General features: G+C 67.1%; 16 protein-coding genes. 8 read left to right on the top strand and 8 right to left on the bottom strand.

Translation table 11 applies throughout. The features are described from left to right. Positions 1 to 8: 8 nt before the first annotated feature. Genes VXC91_RS18000 through VXC91_RS17985 form a run of 4 tightly spaced genes read left to right on the top strand, consistent with a single transcriptional unit; the run spans position 9 to position 4,148 of the window. Entirely contained in the window at positions 9 to 806 is a 798-nt protein-coding gene (locus tag VXC91_RS18000; protein ID WP_329508279.1) for a radical SAM protein, read from the top strand. 23 nt (positions 807 to 829) lie between these two features. Continuing rightward, positions 830 to 2,545: a carbamoyltransferase family protein gene (locus tag VXC91_RS17995; RefSeq protein WP_329508278.1), complete on the top strand. Its 1,716-nt coding sequence runs from the start codon at positions 830 to 832 to the stop codon at positions 2,543 to 2,545. A gap of 5 nt (positions 2,546 to 2,550) precedes the next feature. Beyond that, positions 2,551 to 3,165 (top strand): HD domain-containing protein, encoded by a 615-nt coding sequence (locus VXC91_RS17990; protein ID WP_329508277.1) that lies wholly within the window; start codon positions 2,551 to 2,553, stop codon positions 3,163 to 3,165. After that, on the top strand, positions 3,162 to 4,148 hold the full coding sequence (locus VXC91_RS17985) for a glycosyltransferase (RefSeq protein WP_329508276.1): 987 nt from the start codon (positions 3,162 to 3,164) through the stop codon (positions 4,146 to 4,148). Before VXC91_RS17990 ends, VXC91_RS17985 begins: the two co-directional genes overlap by 4 nt. A 7-nt stretch (positions 4,149 to 4,155) precedes the next feature. Here VXC91_RS17985 and gltX read toward each other — a convergent pair whose 3' ends face one another. Continuing rightward, positions 4,156 to 5,529 carry a glutamate--tRNA ligase gene (gltX, locus tag VXC91_RS17980; RefSeq protein ID WP_329508301.1) on the bottom strand — a complete coding sequence of 458 codons (1,374 nt, stop codon included), beginning with the start codon at positions 5,527 to 5,529 and terminating at the stop codon, positions 4,156 to 4,158. Between the two features lie 269 nt (positions 5,530 to 5,798). Here gltX and VXC91_RS17975 point away from each other — a divergent pair, with 269 nt between their 5' ends. After that, positions 5,799 to 6,119, top strand: coding sequence for a site-specific integrase (locus VXC91_RS17975; RefSeq protein ID WP_329508275.1), 321 nt, complete (start codon positions 5,799 to 5,801; stop codon positions 6,117 to 6,119). A gap of 138 nt (positions 6,120 to 6,257) precedes the next feature. Here the strand turns inward: VXC91_RS17975 and VXC91_RS17970 are convergent, their stop codons facing one another. The 5 genes from VXC91_RS17970 to VXC91_RS17950 form a co-directional block, all read right to left on the bottom strand. After that, a complete protein-coding gene (locus VXC91_RS17970; protein WP_329508274.1) occupies positions 6,258 to 8,093 on the bottom strand; it encodes an APC family permease in 1,836 nt (611 codons plus the stop codon). 187 nt (positions 8,094 to 8,280) lie between these two features. Continuing rightward, on the bottom strand, positions 8,281 to 9,765 hold the full coding sequence (locus VXC91_RS17965) for an amino acid adenylation domain-containing protein (protein WP_329508273.1): 1,485 nt from the start codon (positions 9,763 to 9,765) through the stop codon (positions 8,281 to 8,283). A 192-nt stretch (positions 9,766 to 9,957) separates the two neighbouring features. Next, a complete protein-coding gene (locus tag VXC91_RS17960) occupies positions 9,958 to 11,532 on the bottom strand; it encodes a cobalamin-dependent protein (protein WP_329508272.1) in 1,575 nt (524 codons plus the stop codon). 137 nt (positions 11,533 to 11,669) lie between these two features. Beyond that, positions 11,670 to 12,146 carry a YbaK/EbsC family protein gene (locus VXC91_RS17955; RefSeq protein WP_329508271.1) on the bottom strand — a complete coding sequence of 159 codons (477 nt, stop codon included), beginning with the start codon at positions 12,144 to 12,146 and terminating at the stop codon, positions 11,670 to 11,672. A gap of 88 nt (positions 12,147 to 12,234) precedes the next feature. Next, positions 12,235 to 13,089: a helix-turn-helix domain-containing protein gene (locus VXC91_RS17950; protein ID WP_329508270.1), complete on the bottom strand. Its 855-nt coding sequence runs from the start codon at positions 13,087 to 13,089 to the stop codon at positions 12,235 to 12,237. A gap of 588 nt (positions 13,090 to 13,677) precedes the next feature. Here VXC91_RS17950 and VXC91_RS17945 point away from each other — a divergent pair. Together VXC91_RS17945 and VXC91_RS17940 are read left to right on the top strand one after the other, a co-directional pair. Continuing rightward, complete coding sequence (locus VXC91_RS17945) at positions 13,678 to 13,959, top strand: hypothetical protein (protein WP_329508269.1); 282 nt, start codon at positions 13,678 to 13,680, stop codon at positions 13,957 to 13,959. 28 nt (positions 13,960 to 13,987) lie between these two features. Beyond that, positions 13,988 to 14,536 carry a class IV adenylate cyclase gene (locus tag VXC91_RS17940; RefSeq protein ID WP_329508268.1) on the top strand — a complete coding sequence of 183 codons (549 nt, stop codon included), beginning with the start codon at positions 13,988 to 13,990 and terminating at the stop codon, positions 14,534 to 14,536. 173 nt (positions 14,537 to 14,709) lie between these two features. Here the strand turns inward: VXC91_RS17940 and VXC91_RS17935 are convergent, their stop codons facing one another. Both VXC91_RS17935 and VXC91_RS17930 read right to left on the bottom strand, forming a co-directional pair. Beyond that, the gene (locus VXC91_RS17935; RefSeq protein WP_329508300.1) at positions 14,710 to 15,111 is read right to left on the bottom strand and encodes a hypothetical protein; all 402 of its coding nucleotides are present in this window, start codon (positions 15,109 to 15,111) and stop codon (positions 14,710 to 14,712) included. Next, on the bottom strand, positions 15,111 to 16,826 hold the full coding sequence (locus VXC91_RS17930) for a hypothetical protein (RefSeq protein WP_329508267.1): 1,716 nt from the start codon (positions 16,824 to 16,826) through the stop codon (positions 15,111 to 15,113). Before VXC91_RS17930 ends, VXC91_RS17935 begins: the two co-directional genes overlap by 1 nt. Before the next feature lie 383 nt (positions 16,827 to 17,209). Here VXC91_RS17930 and VXC91_RS17925 point away from each other — a divergent pair, with 383 nt between their 5' ends. Continuing rightward, entirely contained in the window at positions 17,210 to 19,879 is a 2,670-nt protein-coding gene (locus VXC91_RS17925) for an ATP/GTP-binding protein (protein ID WP_408057405.1), read from the top strand. Positions 19,880 to 20,223: the final 344 nt, after the last annotated feature.

Genomic DNA, 20,223 nt, shown 5'->3' with positions numbered 1-20,223 from the left:
GTCCCGCCATGCCCGCGCGTGCGCCCCTGCCCCGTACCCTGAAGACGGCGAAGATCAAGATCACGACGAAGTGCAACCGGTCCTGCGACTTCTGCATCTTCGCCGACGGCGCCCAGGGCGAGAACATGTCCCTGGAATTGTTCTCCACCGTCCTGGCCCGGTTGGAGACCATCCCCTTCCAGCAGCTGCACATCAACGGCGGCGAGCCCACCGTGCACCGGGACTTCCCCGCCCTCAGCGACGCGGCCCGCACCCGCCTGCCGGGCAAGGTCATGGTCCTGGGCACGAACGCCATCACCCTGGCCCGCAACAAGCGGATCATGGAGGCAACCCTCCGTTCGTACGACCAGGTCCTCATCGGCTGCGACGACGAGCACGAGAACTACGACGAGGTGCACGCCGTCGTCCCCCGCCTCCGCGAGGCCGGCAAGACCGTGGTCATCAACAGCGTCCTGGAAGGCATCAGTTCTTCCCGCCTCGCGCAGCTCGCGAGGCTGTGCGACACGTACGGGGCCGTCCACGTCACCAACCACGTGCACCACGTCGACATCGGCCAGCCGACCAACGAGCTGCGCGGCATCTGCGACCGCTACCTCGACCAGCACCTGATGATCGAGATGGACGGGTCCTGCTACCGCTGCTTCAACGCCATGGCGAAGGTCGACAGCGAATTCGGCATCTGGGACGAGGACTTCGCGGCCAAGGTGTTCGCGCCCCGAGGCCACCACTTCCGGTTCTGCCTGCGCTGCCACGAGTACACCGACTCCGGCGCCACCCGCGTTCCCGCCCCCGCCCTCACCGTCTGACCCCAGACCGGAGGTACACCATCATGCCCGCAGTCCTCGGACTGAACTTCCACCACGACACCAGCGCCGCCCTGGTCGTCGACGGCCGTCTCTACGCAGCCGAAGAGGAACGCTGGAGCGGCGTCAAGCACAACCACCCCACTCGCAAGGGCACGCTCGCCTCCCCGACCCGCGCGCTCCAGTGGTGCCTGGAGGCCGCCGGCCTCGAACCGCAGGACATCGACGCCGTCTGGGCCGCCTCCATGCGCCCCAACCCCGCCGCCGGCTGGTGGCTGGCCGAAGAGCGGGACGAACTCGCCGCCCTCCTGCCCACCCCGCTCGGCGAACACCTCCGCCTCCTCTCCCACCACACGGCCCACGTGCTCTCCGGCTACCTGCTCTCCGGCCATGAGCACGCGGCGGGCCTCGTCATCGACGCCGGCGGCTCCTCCCTCGGCACCGACTTCGGCCCAGGCCGGGAGCGCATCACCGGGTACGACCTGCTGCCCGATCGCATCGACCGCCTCCACCAGGGCATGCCGACCATCGTCCCCAGCCCGGCCGGGCCCCGGCGCGTCCACTCCTCCCTCGGGCACTTCTACCGGAACCTCGCCCGCCGGGTGATCCCACCCGGCGACGAACCAGAGGGCAGCATGATGGCGCTCGCGGCCTTCGGCGACCCCCAGCACTACGGAGCCCAGGTTCGGGACCTCGTACAGCTCGGCGACGACGGCGAGATCCGCATCAATCACCCCTGGGGTTCCGCGGACAGCAGCACACCGCTCCTGCTCGGTGGCCGTGCCTGGACCGCCGACAACGCCGCGGAGCAGCCGGAACACGAGCGAGTTGACCTGGCCGCCGCCGTCCAGGAAGTCTTCGCCGAATCCGTCGTACACATCGCCCGCCACCTGCAACGACTCACCGGAGCCTCGACGTTGGTGTTCTCGGGCGGATGCGCCCTGAACTCCCACCTCAACGGCCAACTGGCCGCCGACAGCGGATTCGACACCCTCTTCGTGGCGCCGGCCCCGCACGACGCGGGCACAGCCGTGGGCGCCGCGCTGTACGCCTGGATCTACCAGCTCGGGCAGGAGCGCCTCCCCGTACCGACCGACGCGGCCTGGGGCCCATACCCGGGTGCCCTGCCGACGACGGCGGTGCCGCCCGGATACCGCGCGTTGACCGGCCTCGGGCCGGAACTGGCGCCCACGGTGGCCGCATTGCTTGCGGACCACCACATCGTCGGCTGGATGCAGGGACAGCTCGAATTCGGGCCGCGCGCCCTCGGCCATCGCTCGATCCTCGCCCACCCCGGCCATGCCACCACGCGTGACCGACTCAATGCCATCAAGAAGCGAGCCACGTACCGCCCCTTCGCGCCGGCCGTCCTCGCCGAGCACGCCACGGAGTGGTTCATGTCGGCGGGCGACCCCTTCATGAACCGAGTCGCCACCGTCCGCCGGTGCCGAGCCGACCGCATCGCCGCGGTCACCCACCACGACGGCACCGCCCGCGTCCAGTCCGTCGCCGCCGACCACCAGGGCCTACGCGATCTCCTTCAGCACTTCCACAACCGCACCGGACTACCACTGCTGCTCAACACCTCCTTCAACCGCAAGGGCACCCCGATCCTGCGGACCGCCGAACAGGCCGTGCCAGCGGCGGCAGACCTCGGCCTCGACGCCCTCGCCGTCGGCGACACCCTGCTGCTCGCCGACCACGTGCCCGACCCCTGCGCCACAACCCTCCGTACGAGGTGAAGCGGATGAACCCCATCAACCTGGACCACATCCTGGCCGTGCTCGGCGCCGCCGCATGGGACGCGGACGAGCGGTCCCGTGCCCGCGTGGCCGGCGGCCTCGCCCTCACCGTCTACGACGGCCACACCCGCGACCAGGGCACGCCGTACCTGGAGCACCCACTGGCCGTCATCACGCTCCTGAGGACAGAGATCGGCATCAGCCACCCCGAAACCCTCCTCCTCGCCCTCCTCCACGACGCCCTGGAGGTGGCCCCCGGATCGGAGGCACTGCTCGTCCAACACCTCGGCGGCCCGTTCACCGCCCGCCTGCGTGCAATGACGGCGGACCACCGCCTCGAACAGCGCCCAAAGGCTGTCGGCGACGAGACCCGCTGGCGCGCAAAGCAAGCCGCGCTCCCGTCCGAGGACCTCCTCGTGCGGCTCGCCGACCGCCTCCACAACCTGCGCGATCTCGCCGCCTCACCGAACTCCGACCGGAGCCGGCGGTTCCTCCAGAGCCTGGCCGACTTCCAGCTCCCGCTCGCCGACGCCGCCCGTGACCTCAGCCCCCACCTGGAGGCCATGCACGCGCTACTCCACACCGAGTACGTCCGACACCGACAGGAGATACGTCCGTGAAACGGGTCGTCCACTCGATGGAGCCGGTCGGTCGGACCGGCGGCCGGGTCTACCTGCGGATGCTCCACGAGGTGATGGCCGACGACGTGGAGTGGCGCACGATCTCCGACCACAAGCGCACCTACCGCATCCGCCGCTGGCGCAAGCTCCGCCACCTCGCCCGCGTGGCCCCAACCGTCCGGGCGCTGAACGACGCCACCGGCACGTTCGTCTGGGATGACCTCAGCCTGCTGCTCTTCACACCCGAGATGCGCGCCCGCACGGTGTTCCTCCTGCACCACTACGAGCCCTTGCAGCACGATTCCGCCCCCGTCGAGGCCATGCTCTGGGAACGGCTGTTCCGGGTGCTGCCGCAATGCGCCGCCGTGGTGTGCGTCGCCCCGTACTGGGCGGACTTCCTCCAGGCCCGAGGCGTCCACAACGTACGGGTGATCTACAACGCCTTCGACATGACCGAGGTCGAGCGGGCCCGCGGCTTCGACCGAACCGAATGCCGCGCCGAGTTCGGCCTGTCCCCGGACGTGATCGGCGTGTACACGGGCAAGGCCGTGCATTGGAAAGGCACCGAGGAGGTCTCGGCGGCCCTGGCCGACGTTCCGGGGATGCGGGTGATCACCAGTGGCAGCAACACCATCGGCTCCAACGGCGCCCACTACGACGTGGAACGCGAGCGGTACCTACGCCTGCTGCGCGCGTGCGACGTCGGCATCTTCCTCCCCCGGATGCGGGAGGGCTGGAGCCGCTGCGCGGCCGAGGCCCTGCTGCTCGGCCTGCCCTGTCTCATCCGCCCGGTGGCCGGCCTGGGCGACCTCGCCGCGCTGACCGGCCAGCCGACCCCGGACCTCGGCCGCCTGCCAGCGCAGGTCCGGGAACGCGCGGCGGCCCGCCAGACCGAAGCCAAGACCGCGTACGAGGCCCTGGCCCGGTTCGACCTGAACTACTTCGGCAACGCCTGGGGCGACCTCCTCGCACAGGTCGCCTGACCAGCGGCTACGCCTGTGCGGCCAGTTTCCCGGCCGCCGCGTCCAGACGGGCCAGCACGCGGTCCCGGCCGAGCAGCTCCATGGATTCGAACAGCGGGAGTCCGATTGTCCGGCCGGTGACCGCGACCCGGATGGGCGCCTGGGCCTTGCCCAGCTTCAGCCCGTGCTTCACCCCGACGGCGAGGACGACGGCCTTCAGATCGTCCGCCCTCCACTCCTCGACAACGGCCAGCTCGGAGCGAGCGTCCGACAGGATGCCGTCGACTCCCGCCTTCATCGCCTTGTTCCACGACGCCTCGTCCTCTACAGGCTCGTCGAGGAACAGGAAGTCCACATAGCCGGTGATCTCAGAGAGAAGCGGCAACCGGGTCTGGGCCAGCGGCGCCGCTACCTCGAAGACGTCCTTGTCGAACGCCTCCGGGCGCCACGGCGCGTACGGGGCGACAAGCCACGGCGCGCAGGCGGCAGCGAACTGCTCCGCTGACAAGGCGCGGATGTAGTCGCCGTTGAACGCCGTCAGCTTCTTCACATCGAAGAAGGCCGGGGCGGTGTTGACGTCCTCGATCCGAAAGAGCTGCTCCAACTCCTCGTACGGCATGATCTCCCGGTCATCACCCGGACCCCAGCCAAGCAGCATGAGGTAGTTCACCATCGCCTCGGGCAGGAAACCCTCGGCGAGGTAGTCCTCCAGCGCCACCTTGTCACGCCGCTTCGACAGCTTCTGCCGCTTCTCGTTCACGATCACCGGCAGATGCGCCCACACCGGCGGCTCGGCACCCAGCGCCTCCCACAGCAGCTGCTGCTTCGGCGTGTTCGACAGGTGCTCCTCACCCCGGATGACCTGCGTGATTCCCTCATCCAGGTCATCCACGACGTTGGCCAGCAGAAAGACCGGGGACCCGTCGCCACGGGCGATCACGAAGTCCTCGATCGCGTTGTTCGGGAACGCCGGCTCCCCGCGGACGAGGTCGACCACGACGGTCTCACCATCGTCCGGCGTCCGGAACCGCAACGCCCGCCCCTCCTCGAAGGCCAGCCCCCGGTCCCGGCAGAACCCGTCATACCCGAGGTGCTCCGACCCCGTCCGCTCCTTCAGCTGCTCCCGTGTGCAGTCGCAGTAATAAGCCCGGCCGGCCTCGAAGAGCTGCTGGGCCGCCTCCCGATGCCGGTCGGCGTTGTGCGACTGGAAGTACGGTCCTTCGAAGGCCGGGTCCTCGCCGTGGATGCCGATCGCTGCGAGTGCGTTGATGATGCCGTCGATCCACTCCGGCTTGTTCCGGGCCGCATCGGTGTCCTCGATCCGCAGAACGAACATGCCGCCGGACTGTCGTGCCACCGCCCAGTTGTAGAGAGCGGACCGCGCACCACCGACATGAAACATGCCGGTCGGAGACGGGGCGAAACGAACGCGAACCGGGGCAGTAGACATGCGCTCCAGGGTACCGACGCAGGGCCTCCGCCCCGGACCACTCGGCCTCCCCTGCACCGATGCTTTTCGGCCGTCCTCAGCTTCTACTTGCGCGTCGCCTTCCACCATTCCCGATACCGAGGACCTCTCATCCCAAACCGTTCACCGCGCCGAGCGGTAACGAGACAAAGCTGTTCCACAGCCCGAGGTAAACACGATGGAAGGCGAGGACGCCGTTCTCCGTGGCGCTGGATGTGTGCCCGGAGACCGGCCGAGCGAGGCTGTCCTACCACCGGGCCGAGGAAATCTTCGAGGAGTCCACCCGGTTGTTGGCCAACCCGCTGGCCCGCGCGGAGGGCATCGCCGAGTTGGAGGGCTTCACGCTGCACCGGCTACGGCACTCCGCGCTGACGCACGATGCCGAGCGGGGCACCTCCACCCCGATGCTGCTGGCCCGCTCCCGCCGTGCCTCCGTCCGCTCCCTGGAGAGGTACGCCCCCAGCGGCGACGCGGTTGCAGCCCACGTCACCGCATCCGATCCGGCCGCCAGCCGACGGGGCTGAACCGGAGCACTCACAACTTGCTCCCCGATAACACCGCGCTCCCGAGCAGCATCGTCCCGGCCAGCGATATCCGTTGCTTTCGCGCCGGATGGTAGGCGACCCCACCGCGTCCGGTGGATGCGACCACGTGGGTGTGATCTATGCCCCGTCCTGCTGGGTAGCGGCTGGCTCGTTTCCGGTGCGGCTGTGGGCTTGCTGGTCGCGCTCGTCGGCATCTCGGGGATTGTTCTCCGAGTGGAGGATTTGTTCCAGGTCTTCCGTGTGATAGCCGCTGGAGACCGCCCAGCGGTATGCCAGGAGGGAGATCGCGGCGACAACGGCGATGTCTGCGGGAAAGGCGATGGCGGTGTGAGGGCCGTACTCGCCGTAGTACGACGTGGGCAGGAGCGCCAATAGGAGGATGACCAGCCACATGCCTCGTTCGATGTGACGGCGTCCTGTGGGATTGCTGACAACCCACAGCGTGAGGATGAAGGCGAGGAGACTGCCGCTGAACGCGGCCATGTACCAACCGAAGCCCCATCCGCTGTGCTGCTGGGCCGGCGTTGCGAGGAACCATCCTCCGGCGGCGTTGACGTAGATCCAGACGGCGAGGAAGACGACACTGAGCGGCATGGCAAGTGCGGATGTGACCCATCCTCGGCGCGCCGCGGTGTAGACGGCGAAGAGTGGCAGTCCGGCGAAAACGGTCACCAGCAGGGTGACCAGGGTGCTGAAACCGGACCAGTAGATCACCAGCACGCTGCAGGTGAAGCTGGCCGGTGACCACAGGGTGGCCCAGCGCAGCCGGAAGGGGCGCGGGAGGTCGGGGGCGGTTCTGCGGAGCGAGGAGAGGCTGGCGCTGCCCATCAGAAAGGTGAGGACGCCAGCGGCGGAGATGAAGGAGACGAGCTGGTACCAACTGGGGGCAGGGATGAAGAAGAGGCAGCCGACGGCGAAGCAGACGAAGGTGGTCGTGGCCGGAATGCCACGCGGGGACAGGCGTCGGAAGACGTCGGGGGCGGCGCCATGCAGGGCGAGGGCCTGGCTGACGCGGGCGCTGTTGCCCAGGTAGATCCAGCCCGCACCGGCCGGGGAGAGTACAGCGTCGACCAGAAGGAGGTTCCCGAAGGCCGCGAAGGCAGCGGTGCCTGCGGCGTCCAGAGCGTGGAAGAAGGGGCCGGATGCCCACGAGCTGTTGTTGAGGGCGGCCCAGTCTCCGGGCCGCACACCGGCGTCCTGCCAGTCGACGGCGCCGATGAAGGCGATCTGCAGCAGGGTGTACAGGATGGTCGGGACGACGATGGCCACGATGATGGCGATCTTGGCATCCCGTTGCGGGTTCTTCATTTCGCCGCCGAAGTCGAGGGCTTGGCGGAAGCCGACGAAGGCGAAGGCGATGCCGGTGGAGGAGACGGCGTGTACGGTGCTGGCGCCGCCTGTGGGCAGGAATCCTCCGCCGAGGGAGAAGTTGTCGCTGCGCAGGATGAAGAAGAGCAGCAGGAAGGTCATGACGGGAACGGCGATCTTCCAGATGGTGACCCAGTTGGTGGCTTCGCTGAACTTGCGGATCCCCGCAATGTTGATCAGGAAGAAGATCACCATCAGAGCGATGGCGCAGAGGATCCCGTTGGGCCAGGTCAGCATGGTGGTGCCGCTGCGCTGCTCGACGACGTGAAGGTTGGGGAAACGGCTGCCGAGATAGGTCATCACGGCGACGGCTTCGACGGCCGGGATGGAGACGGCGAAGAGCCAGGCGGCCCAGCCGGTAATCCATCCGGTGAAGGCGCCGTGGGTGAGATAGGGGTAGCGGACCACGGTGCCTGTCATGGGAAGCATGGCGCCCAGTTCTATCCAGGTGAGGGCGATGACCATGAAGACGGCGCCAGCAATCACCCAGGAGAGGATCGCGGCGGGACCAGCGATTCCGGCGGCTGACAGGACGGCGAACAGCCAGGCAGAGCCAATCTGCCCGCCGATGCTGAGGAAGATCAATTGTGGGAGCGTGACTTCTCTGCGCATGCGGCGAGAAGTGTCGGGTGGTCGTTTCAGAAGGTCCATCAGGCTGCCTTTCGCTGGCTGGCTCGGGGCTTAGGCATGCTCGGTCGCCGCCTCGGGACCAGAAGCGGGTCTCCTGGCCCCGAGGCGGACGGATGGAGGGGGAGGGAAGAACCTGCTGCGGTCAGACCGTGGGCAGGGCCTGTGCCAGGGCCGCCCGGTCGACCTTGCCCGTGGGGGTGAAGGGGAAGGCGTCCAGTACGACGTAGTGGGCCGGGACCATGTGCCGGGGCAGAACCTGGCTGAGCCCGTCGCGAAGAACCGATTCCTCGATCTCGGTGCCGGGGATGCGGACGCAGTGGGCGGCGAGGACGTTCTGGCCTGATGCGGTCGGATGGACGGTGACCAACGCGTCACTGACGCCGGGCAATTCCCTCAGCTGACTCTCGACCTCGCCCAGCTCGACACGTGACCCGTTGATCTTGACCTGGGTGTCGCGGCGGCCGAGGAATTCGATTTTCCCGTCAGGCAGGAGACGCCCGAAGTCGCCGGTCAGATAGGCGGGGATGTTGGGGCCGGGCCAGACACGGAAGCGTTCGGCGGTCAGCTCGGGGCGGTTGAGGTAGCCGTCGGCGACGGCGATGCCACCGATGCAGATCTCGCCAACCTCGCCTGCGGAGACCGGTTGCATATCGCCGTCGACGATCTTGACGACGGTGTTGGTGATGGCTGTGCCGATGGAGGGCAGGACCGGCCACGCGGCGGGATCGCCGACCAGCTTCTCCGCGGTGACCACGTGCGTCTCGGTGGTGCCGTACTGGTTCTCCAGAGTTGCTCCGGTGCAAGTGAAGAACTTCCGTACCGAGTCCCCGATCTGCAGCTGTTCTCCTGCGGTGATGATCTCTCGCAGCGATGCGGGATAGCGGTCCTGTTGGACGGCGGCCTCGATGACCTGGTGCAGGGAGACGAACGGCAGGAAGGCGCGGTGGATCTGCTGTTCGTCGATGTAGGCGAGCAGCTTGCGCGGGTCCTGGCGGACGTCCTCCTCGATCAGGACGAGGGTGCCGCCGCTGGACCAGGTTCCGAAGATTTCCTGGAAGGAGACGTCCACGCTCAGCGGCCACAGCTGCAGGGTGTTCCAGCCCACGGTAGAGCCGGAGTTGGCCACCTGCCAGGAGTTCAGGTTGGCCAGGGCCCCGTGGGGCATCGCCACTCCCTTGGGACGGCCGGTGGACCCGGATGTGTAGCTGATGTAGGCGAGGTCCTCGGGGGCGGACTTGGCGCCCCACTCCGGCAGATCGCTGGCGTGCAGGTCGTCCAGGACAGGGTCGAGGATCTCCAGTTCGCAGCCGTCGGGGATGGTGATCAGGTTGGCGAGGTGGGCGCGGCACAGCAGGCGGTCGGCACCGCTGTCGGCGAGCATGTAATCGAGTCGGCCCCGCGGGTAGGTGTTGTCGAGCGGGACGTACGAGCCACCGCCGGACAGGACCGCGAGGACCGCAATGGCCAGTTCCGGAGAGCGGTCGTTGAACAGCGCGGCCCGGGTGGTTCCGGCAAGGTGGCCAGCCAGCCTCTGGATGGCCGTCTGGAGGTCGCGGTAGCTGAGCTCACCGTCAGGCCAGCGCAGCGCGACGGCATCGGGGTGCTTCTGGGCTTGGGCAGCGACCATCTCATGTACGAGAAGCTGGTTGCTGGAAGCGGTCTGTGTCCTCAATGTAGTTCTCCCCGTTCTCCGCGGCCGGATCTGGCCACGGGCAGCGAAATGGGCATGCGGAGGTTGGTGAAGGCGCAGCGAGGTGCCCGGAGGCAGCGGGAGGTGGATGCGGGGGCAGCCGCCGGGAGAGTCAGCGCGGAAGAACGCTCAGACTCCGCCGCCGATCACGATGTCGTGTGTGGTGGCGAGCGCGCCCATCTTGTCGATGTACTCGTCCACGAGGTCCATCGTGATGTCGGGGCAGCAGCCGGCGACGAAGTCACGGATCATCTCGTCCATGTCGAGCTCATCCGCAGTGCGGTAGAAGTTCTTGCGGGATTCGAGATAGTCACGGTCCACGCGCAGTCCGAATTCCCCGGCGCGGGCCTGCGCGTACTCGGGGTGCGTGAGGTAGCGGTAGGACTGAGAGCCTGGGATCGGGCACAGCGGGCCGAAATCGAGCGCCGCGAACGTCTTGGGGTGGTTCTCAACGATGCGGGTGAGGGCCGCGTGATTCGCCGCCATGATCTCGGGGGTGATGCCGAGATGGGTGACCACGAGCCCTGCGGTGATCATGCCGCCTCGGTGGATGACCCCTTCCAGCGCACGCAGATTGTGGTCCATCGGGGCATGGTTCCGACCTCGGCCACCGATTGGCTGTTTGTTCATCACGCGCAGCGACACATCCGACAGGCCGTCGAAGCCGATGAAGAAGTGGTCCAGCCCGAGCCCGTTGACCAGGGTGTCGATCCGGTCGGCGCCGGTGGCGAACGCCTCGGCGCGGGCGTAGCCGAACATCTTCGGGCGGTCCGGCTCGGGCAGCGCGAGGAACCAGTCGGGTGGCTGGGCGGCCATGGAGCGCAGCATTCGCCATAGGGTCAGCGGCAGTTCGTCCGCGGTGATGTAGAAGTAGTTGAACCCTTGGCGGTAGGCGTTCTCAAGAATCGCCCAGGCCCGCTCGGCCTCCGGCGCGATGATCTCGCGGACACCAGGGACGATGCCGCAGAAGTCGCAGGCGTTGAGGGGGACACCTTCCAGGCGCTCGCCAGCGAATTTCACGCAGCCGCGGCCGATGTCGACGACCTGACTGCGCAGCTCACGGTCTCGCATGAAGAAGTAGACCTGCTGCTGTCCGTCGAGGTAGTGCTTCTCGTGCGGCATCAGGCTGTCGGCCAGGGAGTAGTCGACGAGCGGTAGACGCCCGTACTCCGCAGGGTTCTCCGGGTTGCGGTGCACCGTCCCGCTCGCGTCGCGGTAGACGAGGCCCGCATAGTCCATCGCTGGCCGCAGGGCTCCGGTGAACCGGTCGGCCATGAAGCCGGTGAAGCCCTCGACGACGTCGTTGCCGTAGAAGCCGACGTCCACCACCGGCTGGTTGGCCATCACCCTGTCGTAGAGAGCGGAGAAGTGGTCGTTGCCGAAGACGACGAGAGCCTGTGGATTGATCCGCTTGGCGCGCTGGGCCATCGCCACCGAGGCGCCGTAGTTCGCGGTCAGGACGCTGAAACAGAGCGCCTGTATTCGGTCGGCGTGAGCATCGATGAACTCTTCCAGCGCGGGGTTGCCGTGGACCGTGCCGTCCAGGTACCCGGCGTGCAGGCCCGTTCCTTCCAATCGGGGCCGTAAGGAGCTCATCAGCGTCAGCAGGCCCAGATTCGGATAGATCGATGTGTTCGCGCTCGATGTGTGGCGCGAGGTGTCGTTCGCGTTGATGAACAGGATGTACCGGACGTCTTCGGCCATGAGTAACCACCACTCTCGTGCAGGCAGGGGAATGGGCAGGCTCTGGATGTGCCGTAATACGTGTCATCGAGCGTGTCGAACAGCACCACCTCGGGCGAGATGGTGCAGGGCAACGTGAATGCGAAGGGAGCGGAGAGTCAGCTGGAGCCGACCGCGGCGGCCTCGCCGGCCGTCAGCTTCACCAGTTCCGTGAACGTCGTACGGAACACCGTGTGCGGCAGCCCGGCACCGGCCCAGACGTACGGATAGTCGTCCAGGTGCGTGTCGACCAGGGTGCGTACGAGGGACGGATGGCCGATGGGAGCGACACCGCCGACTTCCTGTCCGGTGACCCGTAGGACAAAGTCCGGATCAGCGCGCCGGATCTTGCCGCGTCCTACGCCCAAGAACTGGGCAACGCGGCGGGTGTCCACACGGTGGGCGCCACTGGTCAGAATCAGCAAGGGAGTGCTGTCGATGGAGAAAATGAGGCTGTTGGCGATGGCACCCACATCGCAGCCCAGTTGTTCTGCCGTAGCCGCGGCGGTGGGGGCCGGGGCAGGCAGTTCCACGATCTCCGCCGTAGAGCCGTGCTGGGTCAGGAAATCACGGACCCGTTGTACTGACGTGTGCAAGAGTTCTCCCCGTTGCGTCATGTGTCACCCTGCCCCTGTCGCCGGTACGTGCCAGGGGCAGGATCGCCGGTCTCATCCGGCACGTCCGCTATCGATCAGCCGCGCCCATCGGGTAAAGCACGATCAAAGTTGCTTCCGCAGTCGGCGTCAGGCATTCATACAGGTGGGGGCGATCGGCTGAAAAAGCGATGAAATCGCCGACATCGAGCTTGCTGGGCTCGCTCTTGGGCCCGACGAGCAGACTCCCTTGATGAACAATCAGGTGCTCAAGCACTCCCATGCTGTGCGGAGGTGACTCGTACGCACCCTGCGGCATGCGCATGTCGTATACCTCGTACATGGTCCTCTCGTTGGTCATGCGGTGGATCAGCCGCAGGTCAAGGCCGTCGCCGCGTACTATCGTGCCCTCGTTCGCCCGCGTGACGTGCATCAGCGGGACACTCTCCGAGGCGATGAGATCCGTAAGGGGCACTCCCAGATGCGTCGCCAAGGCCATGAGCGTCTCAAGCGTGGGATTGCCCCGCCCCAGTTCCAGCTGCGCGAGAGTGGCCTTGGCCACCGAAGACTGACGTGACAACTCGTTCAACGACAGCCCGCGCACGGCACGGATTCGGCGAATATTGGCGGCAACCGACCCCATGATGTCCGTCACAGCACTGGACAGTACGCCTCCATGCCCGTAATGGCAAGATGCCCGAACGTCCATTAAAACGACCAGCCCAGCCCCCTCGAAGTGACGGATGCCGCCGCTGATGTCCCGTGACGCGGCTGCACCCCTGCTTCCGGCAATCCGCCGCGTCAACTTCGTGCCCTTGACGCCACATGAGTGATCGCCATGCTGTGCGGCACCACCGCCATGCGCGGGCTCGCCAGGGTCCTGCGCCGGCTCCGGGACGACGCCGAGCTGGTTATCGAGGTCACCCGCGGCCTGCTGCGCGAGCACGACTTTCCTCGTCTACCAACTACCCAACGACTACGCCACAACCGGGCTACACCGCCGCCCTGCGCATCGCCACGGCCAGGGCGTCGGCGCCATGGCCCAGGCCCGTCACGGAAATGAGCGACCTGATCTTCTCCCACACCGACGCCGTCACTCTGGGTGGGGGCCGAGCCACCGCGACCCGCCGGCGGCGGGAGGCGACAGCCGTGATGCGCGTCGTCGGCACCGCTACGCCGGAGTCCGCTTCATCATCGGCATCAGCGCATCATGCGGCCTCGCCGTCGGGCTGACACTCGCAACAGCACGGACTCCAGAGACCGGTCCGCCCCAGACGAGTACCCGCACCGCGGGTCGGCTTCCCCCGGGCCCACCTGGGGCGGACCCTCCCCCTCCGTCGGCTGCCTATGAGCGAGCTCGGCAGCCGACGGAGGGCCACCCGCCCACTCCGCACCCTCCGACCGTGAATCTCCTCCCACAGGACCCGCCCTATTCCCAGCGTGGGACGCGCCCTGCGCGCCGCGGGCTCTCGTGCCGCGATCCACTTCGACCCGACAAGAGGTTCGCCTCTTCGCGGGCACCTCGGGCTTCCGCATGTCCTACCGGCTGCCCGACGGCCGTCCACTCGTGGTCAAGCACATACGGGCCGTGAGGCTGCTGACAACCTGCGCCGACTGCCGGTTCAACATCAGCACCGACTGCGAGGAGGGCTACTACGGCGTGCGCCTGTACCGGGACACCCAAAGCCGATTCCATGTCGGGGTCTGCATTCAACGCATGGACCTCTGCCAGCCCGTGGAAGAGTTCGTAGTCGGCGACGCCTGCGACGAGGTCGTCAGATTACGGGAGAGCGACCTCCGAGACATGACCGCATAGAAACCGATCACCAGGAGCACAGACAGCAATGGCCCAGCACGAGTACGAGGCGAAATTCCTCAGCATCGACGTCGACGGGGTACGCGACCAACTCCACGCCGCCGGTGCACAACTAGCCTTCGACAAGACCATGTTCACCCGCCTCATCTTCGAGAACGACACGGTCCAAGGCGAACAGTGGCTGCGTCTGAGGGACGAGGGCGGCAAGAAGACCCTCACCCTGAAGCAGGTCAGCGACGCCACCACCATCAACGGCACCACCGAGATCGAAATCGAAGTCAACGACCTCGACAAGACAGCCGAGCTCCTCGCCGCCCTCGGGCTGCGCCAGGTCCGATACCAGCAGAACTACCGCGAGGAATGGCAGCTCGGCGACATCACCTACGATCTCGACACCTGGCCCGACCTCCCCACCTTCATCGAGATCGAAGGCCCCTCAGAAGAGGCAGTCCGCAAGGCCGTGGCCGCACTCGGCTTCGACTACGAGCAGGCCCGCTACGGCAGCATCGACCTCATCTACAAGAGCGAACTGGACCGGGACATCCTCGCCGAGCCAACGCTACTCTTCGCGGAGTAACCGACATGCAGCGCGAGGGCCGTCGTCCTTGGAGGGTGACGGCCCACCTGCATGTCCCAGTCCCAGGCCGGGGCTCATCACCACGCGGCGATGCAGGTACACGGAGAGCATCCGAATCCGTCTCTACGCCCTGGCAGCCCGGGAACCAGGCCGGAACTGGCGCAACCCCCACCTCAGCCAAGCCATCCGGCAATGGCATGAGCCAGTGCATCACCCCCCTGCTGCACTACGGTCCCCGCCACCAAGGCCGGCAACGCTTGCATGGCCCCGCGCAGCGCCCCAACCGCCGGCGTATCCGAGGCTGTCAACGAGGTATCGATAGAGTCCGCCATAGCCCGGAGCACCTGCGCGTTCGGCAGGACCGCTCCGTTCCGATCTACCTCGGTGCGGAATGCAGCAAGGAACTCGCGCACGGTTTCTACGCTCGCGGTGGGACTCTCGACAGACGCGGACTGGTGAACGTTCGAGATGTTCTGCCCGACCACGTTCTGGAGCGGGGCGATGTTGTTGCCGCCGATACTGATACCCGAGCCGTGCCCCTGTTCCGAGTCAGGGCGGCGACGTCCTAAAGCCATCAACTTCCTCCTCCTTGAGCCTTGTTGTCCTGTCCGACATTGCTGATGCCGCTGCCCGCGACGTTCTGGATAGGCGCGTTGTTGTCGCCGTACACCTGGATGTTGGTGATGACCGCGGCCACCTGACGCTCGTACGGGGCGGTGTCCACGCCCAGTTCGTCGAGGTACTCGGCGACGGTCCGAAAGATGCAGGTCTGCATCAACACAACGTGCCTCTTGGCGTCATCGCTCTGATGCATGTCCATGACTTCTTCGGTGGAGTATCGATCGCGCAGGCTGACCGGATCCTTCTCTTCGGCGCGGCCGTCCTCGGCCTGTTCACCGAGCCCAAGTCGCGCCACCAAGCGCCACAACGCGAGGGGACCCGCAGCGGCGTCCAAGAGCGACTGCGTCACGACCCAGCCGAGCAACCGTGTCCCGCGCTTGGCAACCGGCGCGTCGGTCACCCGCAGTTCGTTGTACAGGGGCGTCATCACGTGCGGACGCACGGTCAGCCGTAGTTCGCCCGCCTCCAGCGCGGCGTGCACGAATACGGTGACCACGACCTGGCCGCCCCAGCTGACACACTGCGCCCGCAGATACAATCGGTCCGGCACACTGGACGGCGATCGGCGCCCCCGGCCGCGCAGGTCCGGCAGCTCCAGCTTCGCTGCCCGGGTGCGCTGGAGCCACAGAGCCGACGGCAGCCCCTTAACCTTCGTGACGGAGAAGCCGGGCAGTGGATCAGTAATCTCCCGGGCTCCGCGCCCCAGCTCCTGCAGCGCCCCGCCCATCCGCCGTAACAGTTCCTCCTCTCCGAACGACTTGACCGACTCCTCCGGATCCTTCGGCTTCAACGGGATAGCGATGTCGGCGGATCCCCACACGTCACGCCCGGCTCCCACGAAGTACTCGGGCTCGTCATACGGCAGCTCCTGCCTTCCCTGCTCGTCGCCTATGCGCGTTATCCGGTGCCCGCCCTTCACGGCAACCCACGGCAGCCGATCGGGCGACACACCCTCCCGGACGAGCCGGGCCAGCGCCGCCCGCGCCGCGAGCCGGTCGCCGACGCACACCAGCGCGGCTCCAACCAGCAGCACGAACGGCAAGAGGACAAGCCCGACCCGGAGGGTGACGACCTCGTCAGCGACCGGCTTGTACGGAACGACCGCGAGCACCCATGGGATGCCCAGCACGAGATACGCCACCCGGGGCGATCTGGCCAGTCGAGACTTCCTGCCCTCGCGCAACGCCCGGTACGCGGCCCAACGCATCAAGAGAGCCACCAGGACGGCCACTGCCCACACGACGGACGCTCGTGGTGCCACGAACATCGCGAGGGCAGCCAGGAACAGCACCGTCAAGCGTCGAGCCCACCGACGGCGCCGTGCACGCAGGCTGTGCGCCATCACGGGGACGAGGTCGAATCCGTACGACGGAACAGGCAGCGGCGGCCCATGCAGCACGTGGTCCACCACCCACTGCGCCACAGGCTCGCCCAGCGGCGGGGAGTCGTCGCTGCCCTCCAGGTAGATGCGTCTACGGGTGCTGCGTCTGGGCTTGTTTGGCTTCTTGCCTTTGCCCCTGAACTTGCGCCACCACGCCTTGACCGCTCCCACTCGGTCAGGACGCACGTAAACGGCCTGACACAGCAGCCTGGTCACCTCCGAAGAGGTTGGATCCACCTCGCCGTCGCGGGCCCCACCGGAGGTCTCGGGGTCGATCTGAATCGGCACCTCCGGCCCCTCGGCCTCACCTCCACCCACCCGCTCCTGAGCCCGAAGCCCCCACCCCAAAGCCATGCGCCCCCGTTCGTCGATCCGGCGGGCATCTTCACGGTGAACTTCGAAAACCACCAGACCACAAACGCGGCAATGCACTCAAAACACCTGCAAGAGCGAGGATTGACCGAATCAGGCTCCTCGCGCAGAGTTCCGCCGCGACTTGGACTGGTGTTCGTCCGGTGGGATTCGGCGCATGCATTGCGTGACAGCCGGTGCCACAATCGGACCCTGACGCCGCCTGCTGTATGCGGCCTGCGGACCCTGCCCGAATGCACGCTTGTCAGGCTGCCCCCAAAGGGACGTAGATTGGCTCCAGTTGATCGTCAGGGGGAACCGTGGCAGGACGGGATCTTCGAACGCTGTTCAGCTCGAACGACCGGAGCCTCTCCGCCAGTGAGGCGTTCACGAACCGGCAGGCACAGTGGCAGGCGGTGACGAGCGGCCTCGCAGAGCACATACGGCACGTGACCCGTTCTGACTTCGACGTGGAGGACTTGGAAAGTCCCCGCCGTAACATCCTCGTGTTCCACGGTGTGGGCGGGATCGGTAAGTCAACGCTCTCCCGCAAGATCGAGGCATCACTCGCCCACAGCGAGCACCGCCCAGTGCAGTGGGAAGCGTCATCCCACGAGGAACGGATCCTGCCGGTCCGCATCGACCTCGCGCACGCCGCGGGCATGGACTTCGAGCGTGTCGTCCTCACGATCCGACTTGCCATCGCCACGCTCGGACGTCCGATGCCGGCCTTCGACCTCGCCCTGCGCCGCTACTGGGAGCACAACCACCCGGGCGAACCGATCGAGGACTTCCTGCGCAGAGGTGGGCTGCTGAGCCGCTTCAGCGCCGCTGCGGCACTGCCGCAGCAGATGCAGTCCGCCCTCAGCGATGTCGCCCAGGCCCTGCTCCTGCCCGGCACCGTCGGCAGCGCACTCGGTCACGGAACCGGAGCACTGATCAAGGCGTTACGCGAGCGCCGCCAGTCCGTACGCGCCCTCGCCGGCTGCTCCCGCCTGGCCGACCTCCTGGAAGCCGAGCCCGACCTGGAAGCCCTCAGCTTCTACCCACACCTCCTCGCCTGGGACCTGGCCCAACTCCCAGCCCACAAGAGCGCACTGCCCGTGATCCTGCTGGACACCTTCGAGGACACCGGCGACCGCACCCACCGTGACTTCGAGCGCCTGCTCCAGCGCATCGTATGGCTGATGCCCAACGCGTTCTTCGTCGTCACCGGACGCAACCGCCTCCAGTGGGCAGAGAGCAGCCTGGAAGGGCAACTCGACTGGATCGGTCCAAACGCGTGGCCCGGCCTCGTCTCCGACACGGCCCATACCGGGTCAGGCGTATCCGGCCGCCAGATCCTGATCGGCGACTTCTCCCCGGAAGACTGCGAGGACTACCTGTCCCGCAGGCTCAGCCGCAACGGGCAGCCACTGATCGACGAACCGGTCCGCCGGATCATCGCCGAGCGCTCCCACGGGCTGCCTCTGTACCTGGACCTGTCGGTCATGCGCTACCTGGAACTGCGACGCAGCGGCAGACAGCCACAGGTCACGGATTTCGACCACGACTTCCCCGCCCTGATCGCCCGTACTCTCAGGGACCTGACCGCCGAGGAACGCCACGTACTCCGCTCGGTCAGCCTGCTCAGCGCGTTCTCGGTGCCCCTGGCCACCCAGGCCGCCGGCATGCAGCACGACGCTCCTGCCCTGCGGTTGACCGAGCGCCCCTTCATCCGGGAGTCCCCCTCCGGTGTGTGGCCGTTCCACGTCCACGACCTGATCCGCGCCGCCATTCGCAGTGCAGACGACACCGGTGACGACCGCTGGTCGGAGCAGGACTGGCGGCGCGCGGCCCAACGCGCCTTCCACGCTCTGGAATCGCAGTGGCGCCAGGACCTGCGACGCGATCGCGCCATCCTGGTCGGATGCCTCCAACAAGGGCTGCTCCTCGCACGGAACTTCCATCTCGATCTCGGCTGGCTCGGCGATGCGGCATTCCAGTACGTAGGGGACTCGATCTGGGAACCGCTGGTGCTCCCCGCTGCCGACGCCGCGCCGTCGGGGGGCGTGCGGACCGCTGCGGATGCCCTGGTGGAAACGCTCAGTGCCATCGCCCGGCGCCAGCACGAACACCGTGAACGCACAGTCAGACGGCTCTCCGCCGTCCTTGCATCGGGGTTGCTCCCCGATGGCCTGATCGAACTGGCCGCGTATTACCGGGCGAAGGCCCAGCGGGACCTCGGGTTGACCGACGATTCCCGCCGCGGCATGCAGCGTGTCGCGTCCACCGAGGGTCGGCTCGCTTCCGCCGCTCGACGGGGGCTGGCGCACCTGAGCCGAGTGTCCGGAGATTTCCCTGCGGCGGTGGAGGCCGCCGGGAGACTTGGCTGGGCTGGGCGGCACCACCGGGTGCTGGGGGATGTGTGGTGGGTGCAGGGAGACATGGAGCGGGCGGCAGCCGCGTATCTGGCGGCCCGGAGCGAGGCCGAAGACCACGGTGTGGTCGGCGAGACCGCCGTGGTCCAGGCACATCTCGCCTTCGCCGTATCCTTCGTCGACCCGCTTCGTGCCGATGACGAACTCGACCTCGCGGACCGACTGCTATCGCCCCTGAGCCTGCGCTCCAACGAGATGACCGCTCACATCGCCACACTCGTACGCCACGCAGGATTCGCCGAAGACCTGCCTGACCGGGCGGCCGTCCAGCTCGCAGAAATCGGCGTCTCCGGCATCTCCTACGCCGCGGCCAAACTGCAGCTGGCCCTGTGCTTCCACCACGCGGTCCTCGACGACCCGGACAACCTCGCGGCCGGCATCGCCGGCTTGCGTGAACTCACACAAAACGGCTACTACGCCTACTACGTCGAAATCGCCCACTTCATGGGCGACCTCCCACTCCCCCCGAACACCGAACGAGCACGGTGGATCGACGGGGAACGACAAACCCAGGAACGATGGCGCAACATAGTGCTGGGACGCCGCGATCACGTCGGTACGGCCCGTTGAGCGGCAGTACGGTCTGCTGCTGCCAGGAGATCGCCCAGCTCTCACACAACACCCTCACCCCTTGCCTCCCTTCATGGGCGGGGGCGACCTGTGTCCGTGATGGGGCTCGCGGGCGGAACACCACCAAGGCAGCGGCGGCACTGCCCAACTGCCGAAGCGCAAATTCGCCGACGCAACGCGTCATGCAGACACGGCAAGCGTGTTGCCACACCACGTCTTTGGGAGAAATCCGGGAGAAGATCTTCTCCCAGAACCCCCACCACACCACCCGAGACCAACCACCACCAACTCCCTGACCTGCACAGACACCCTTCGCGGCAGGTTAGTAACATGATCGGGCCTCA

It is taken from the genome of Streptomyces chiangmaiensis, from assembly GCF_036281785.1.
GTDB classification, from domain to species: domain Bacteria; phylum Actinomycetota; class Actinomycetes; order Streptomycetales; family Streptomycetaceae; genus Streptomyces; species Streptomyces chiangmaiensis.
This window is presented reverse-complemented; position numbering and strand designations above follow the sequence as displayed.

Excerpts from the sequence above, each read along its gene's own strand:
- VXC91_RS18000 (WP_329508279.1), top strand. The coding sequence starts at position 9 with ATGCCCGCGCGTGCGCCCCTGCCCCGTACCCTGAAGACGGCGAAGATC.
- VXC91_RS17995 (WP_329508278.1), top strand. The coding sequence starts at position 830 with ATGCCCGCAGTCCTCGGACTGAACTTCCACCACGACACCAGCGCCGCC.
- VXC91_RS17990 (WP_329508277.1), top strand. The coding sequence starts at position 2,551 with ATGAACCCCATCAACCTGGACCACATCCTGGCCGTGCTCGGCGCCGCC.
- gltX (WP_329508301.1), bottom strand. The coding sequence starts at position 5,529 with ATGTTTCATGTCGGTGGTGCGCGGTCCGCTCTCTACAACTGGGCGGTG.
- VXC91_RS17965 (WP_329508273.1), bottom strand. The coding sequence starts at position 9,765 with ATGGTCGCTGCCCAAGCCCAGAAGCACCCCGATGCCGTCGCGCTGCGC.
- VXC91_RS17960 (WP_329508272.1), bottom strand. The coding sequence starts at position 11,532 with ATGGCCGAAGACGTCCGGTACATCCTGTTCATCAACGCGAACGACACC.
- VXC91_RS17945 (WP_329508269.1), top strand. The coding sequence starts at position 13,678 with ATGTCCTACCGGCTGCCCGACGGCCGTCCACTCGTGGTCAAGCACATA.
- VXC91_RS17940 (WP_329508268.1), top strand. The coding sequence starts at position 13,988 with ATGGCCCAGCACGAGTACGAGGCGAAATTCCTCAGCATCGACGTCGAC.
- VXC91_RS17935 (WP_329508300.1), bottom strand. The coding sequence starts at position 15,111 with ATGGCTTTAGGACGTCGCCGCCCTGACTCGGAACAGGGGCACGGCTCG.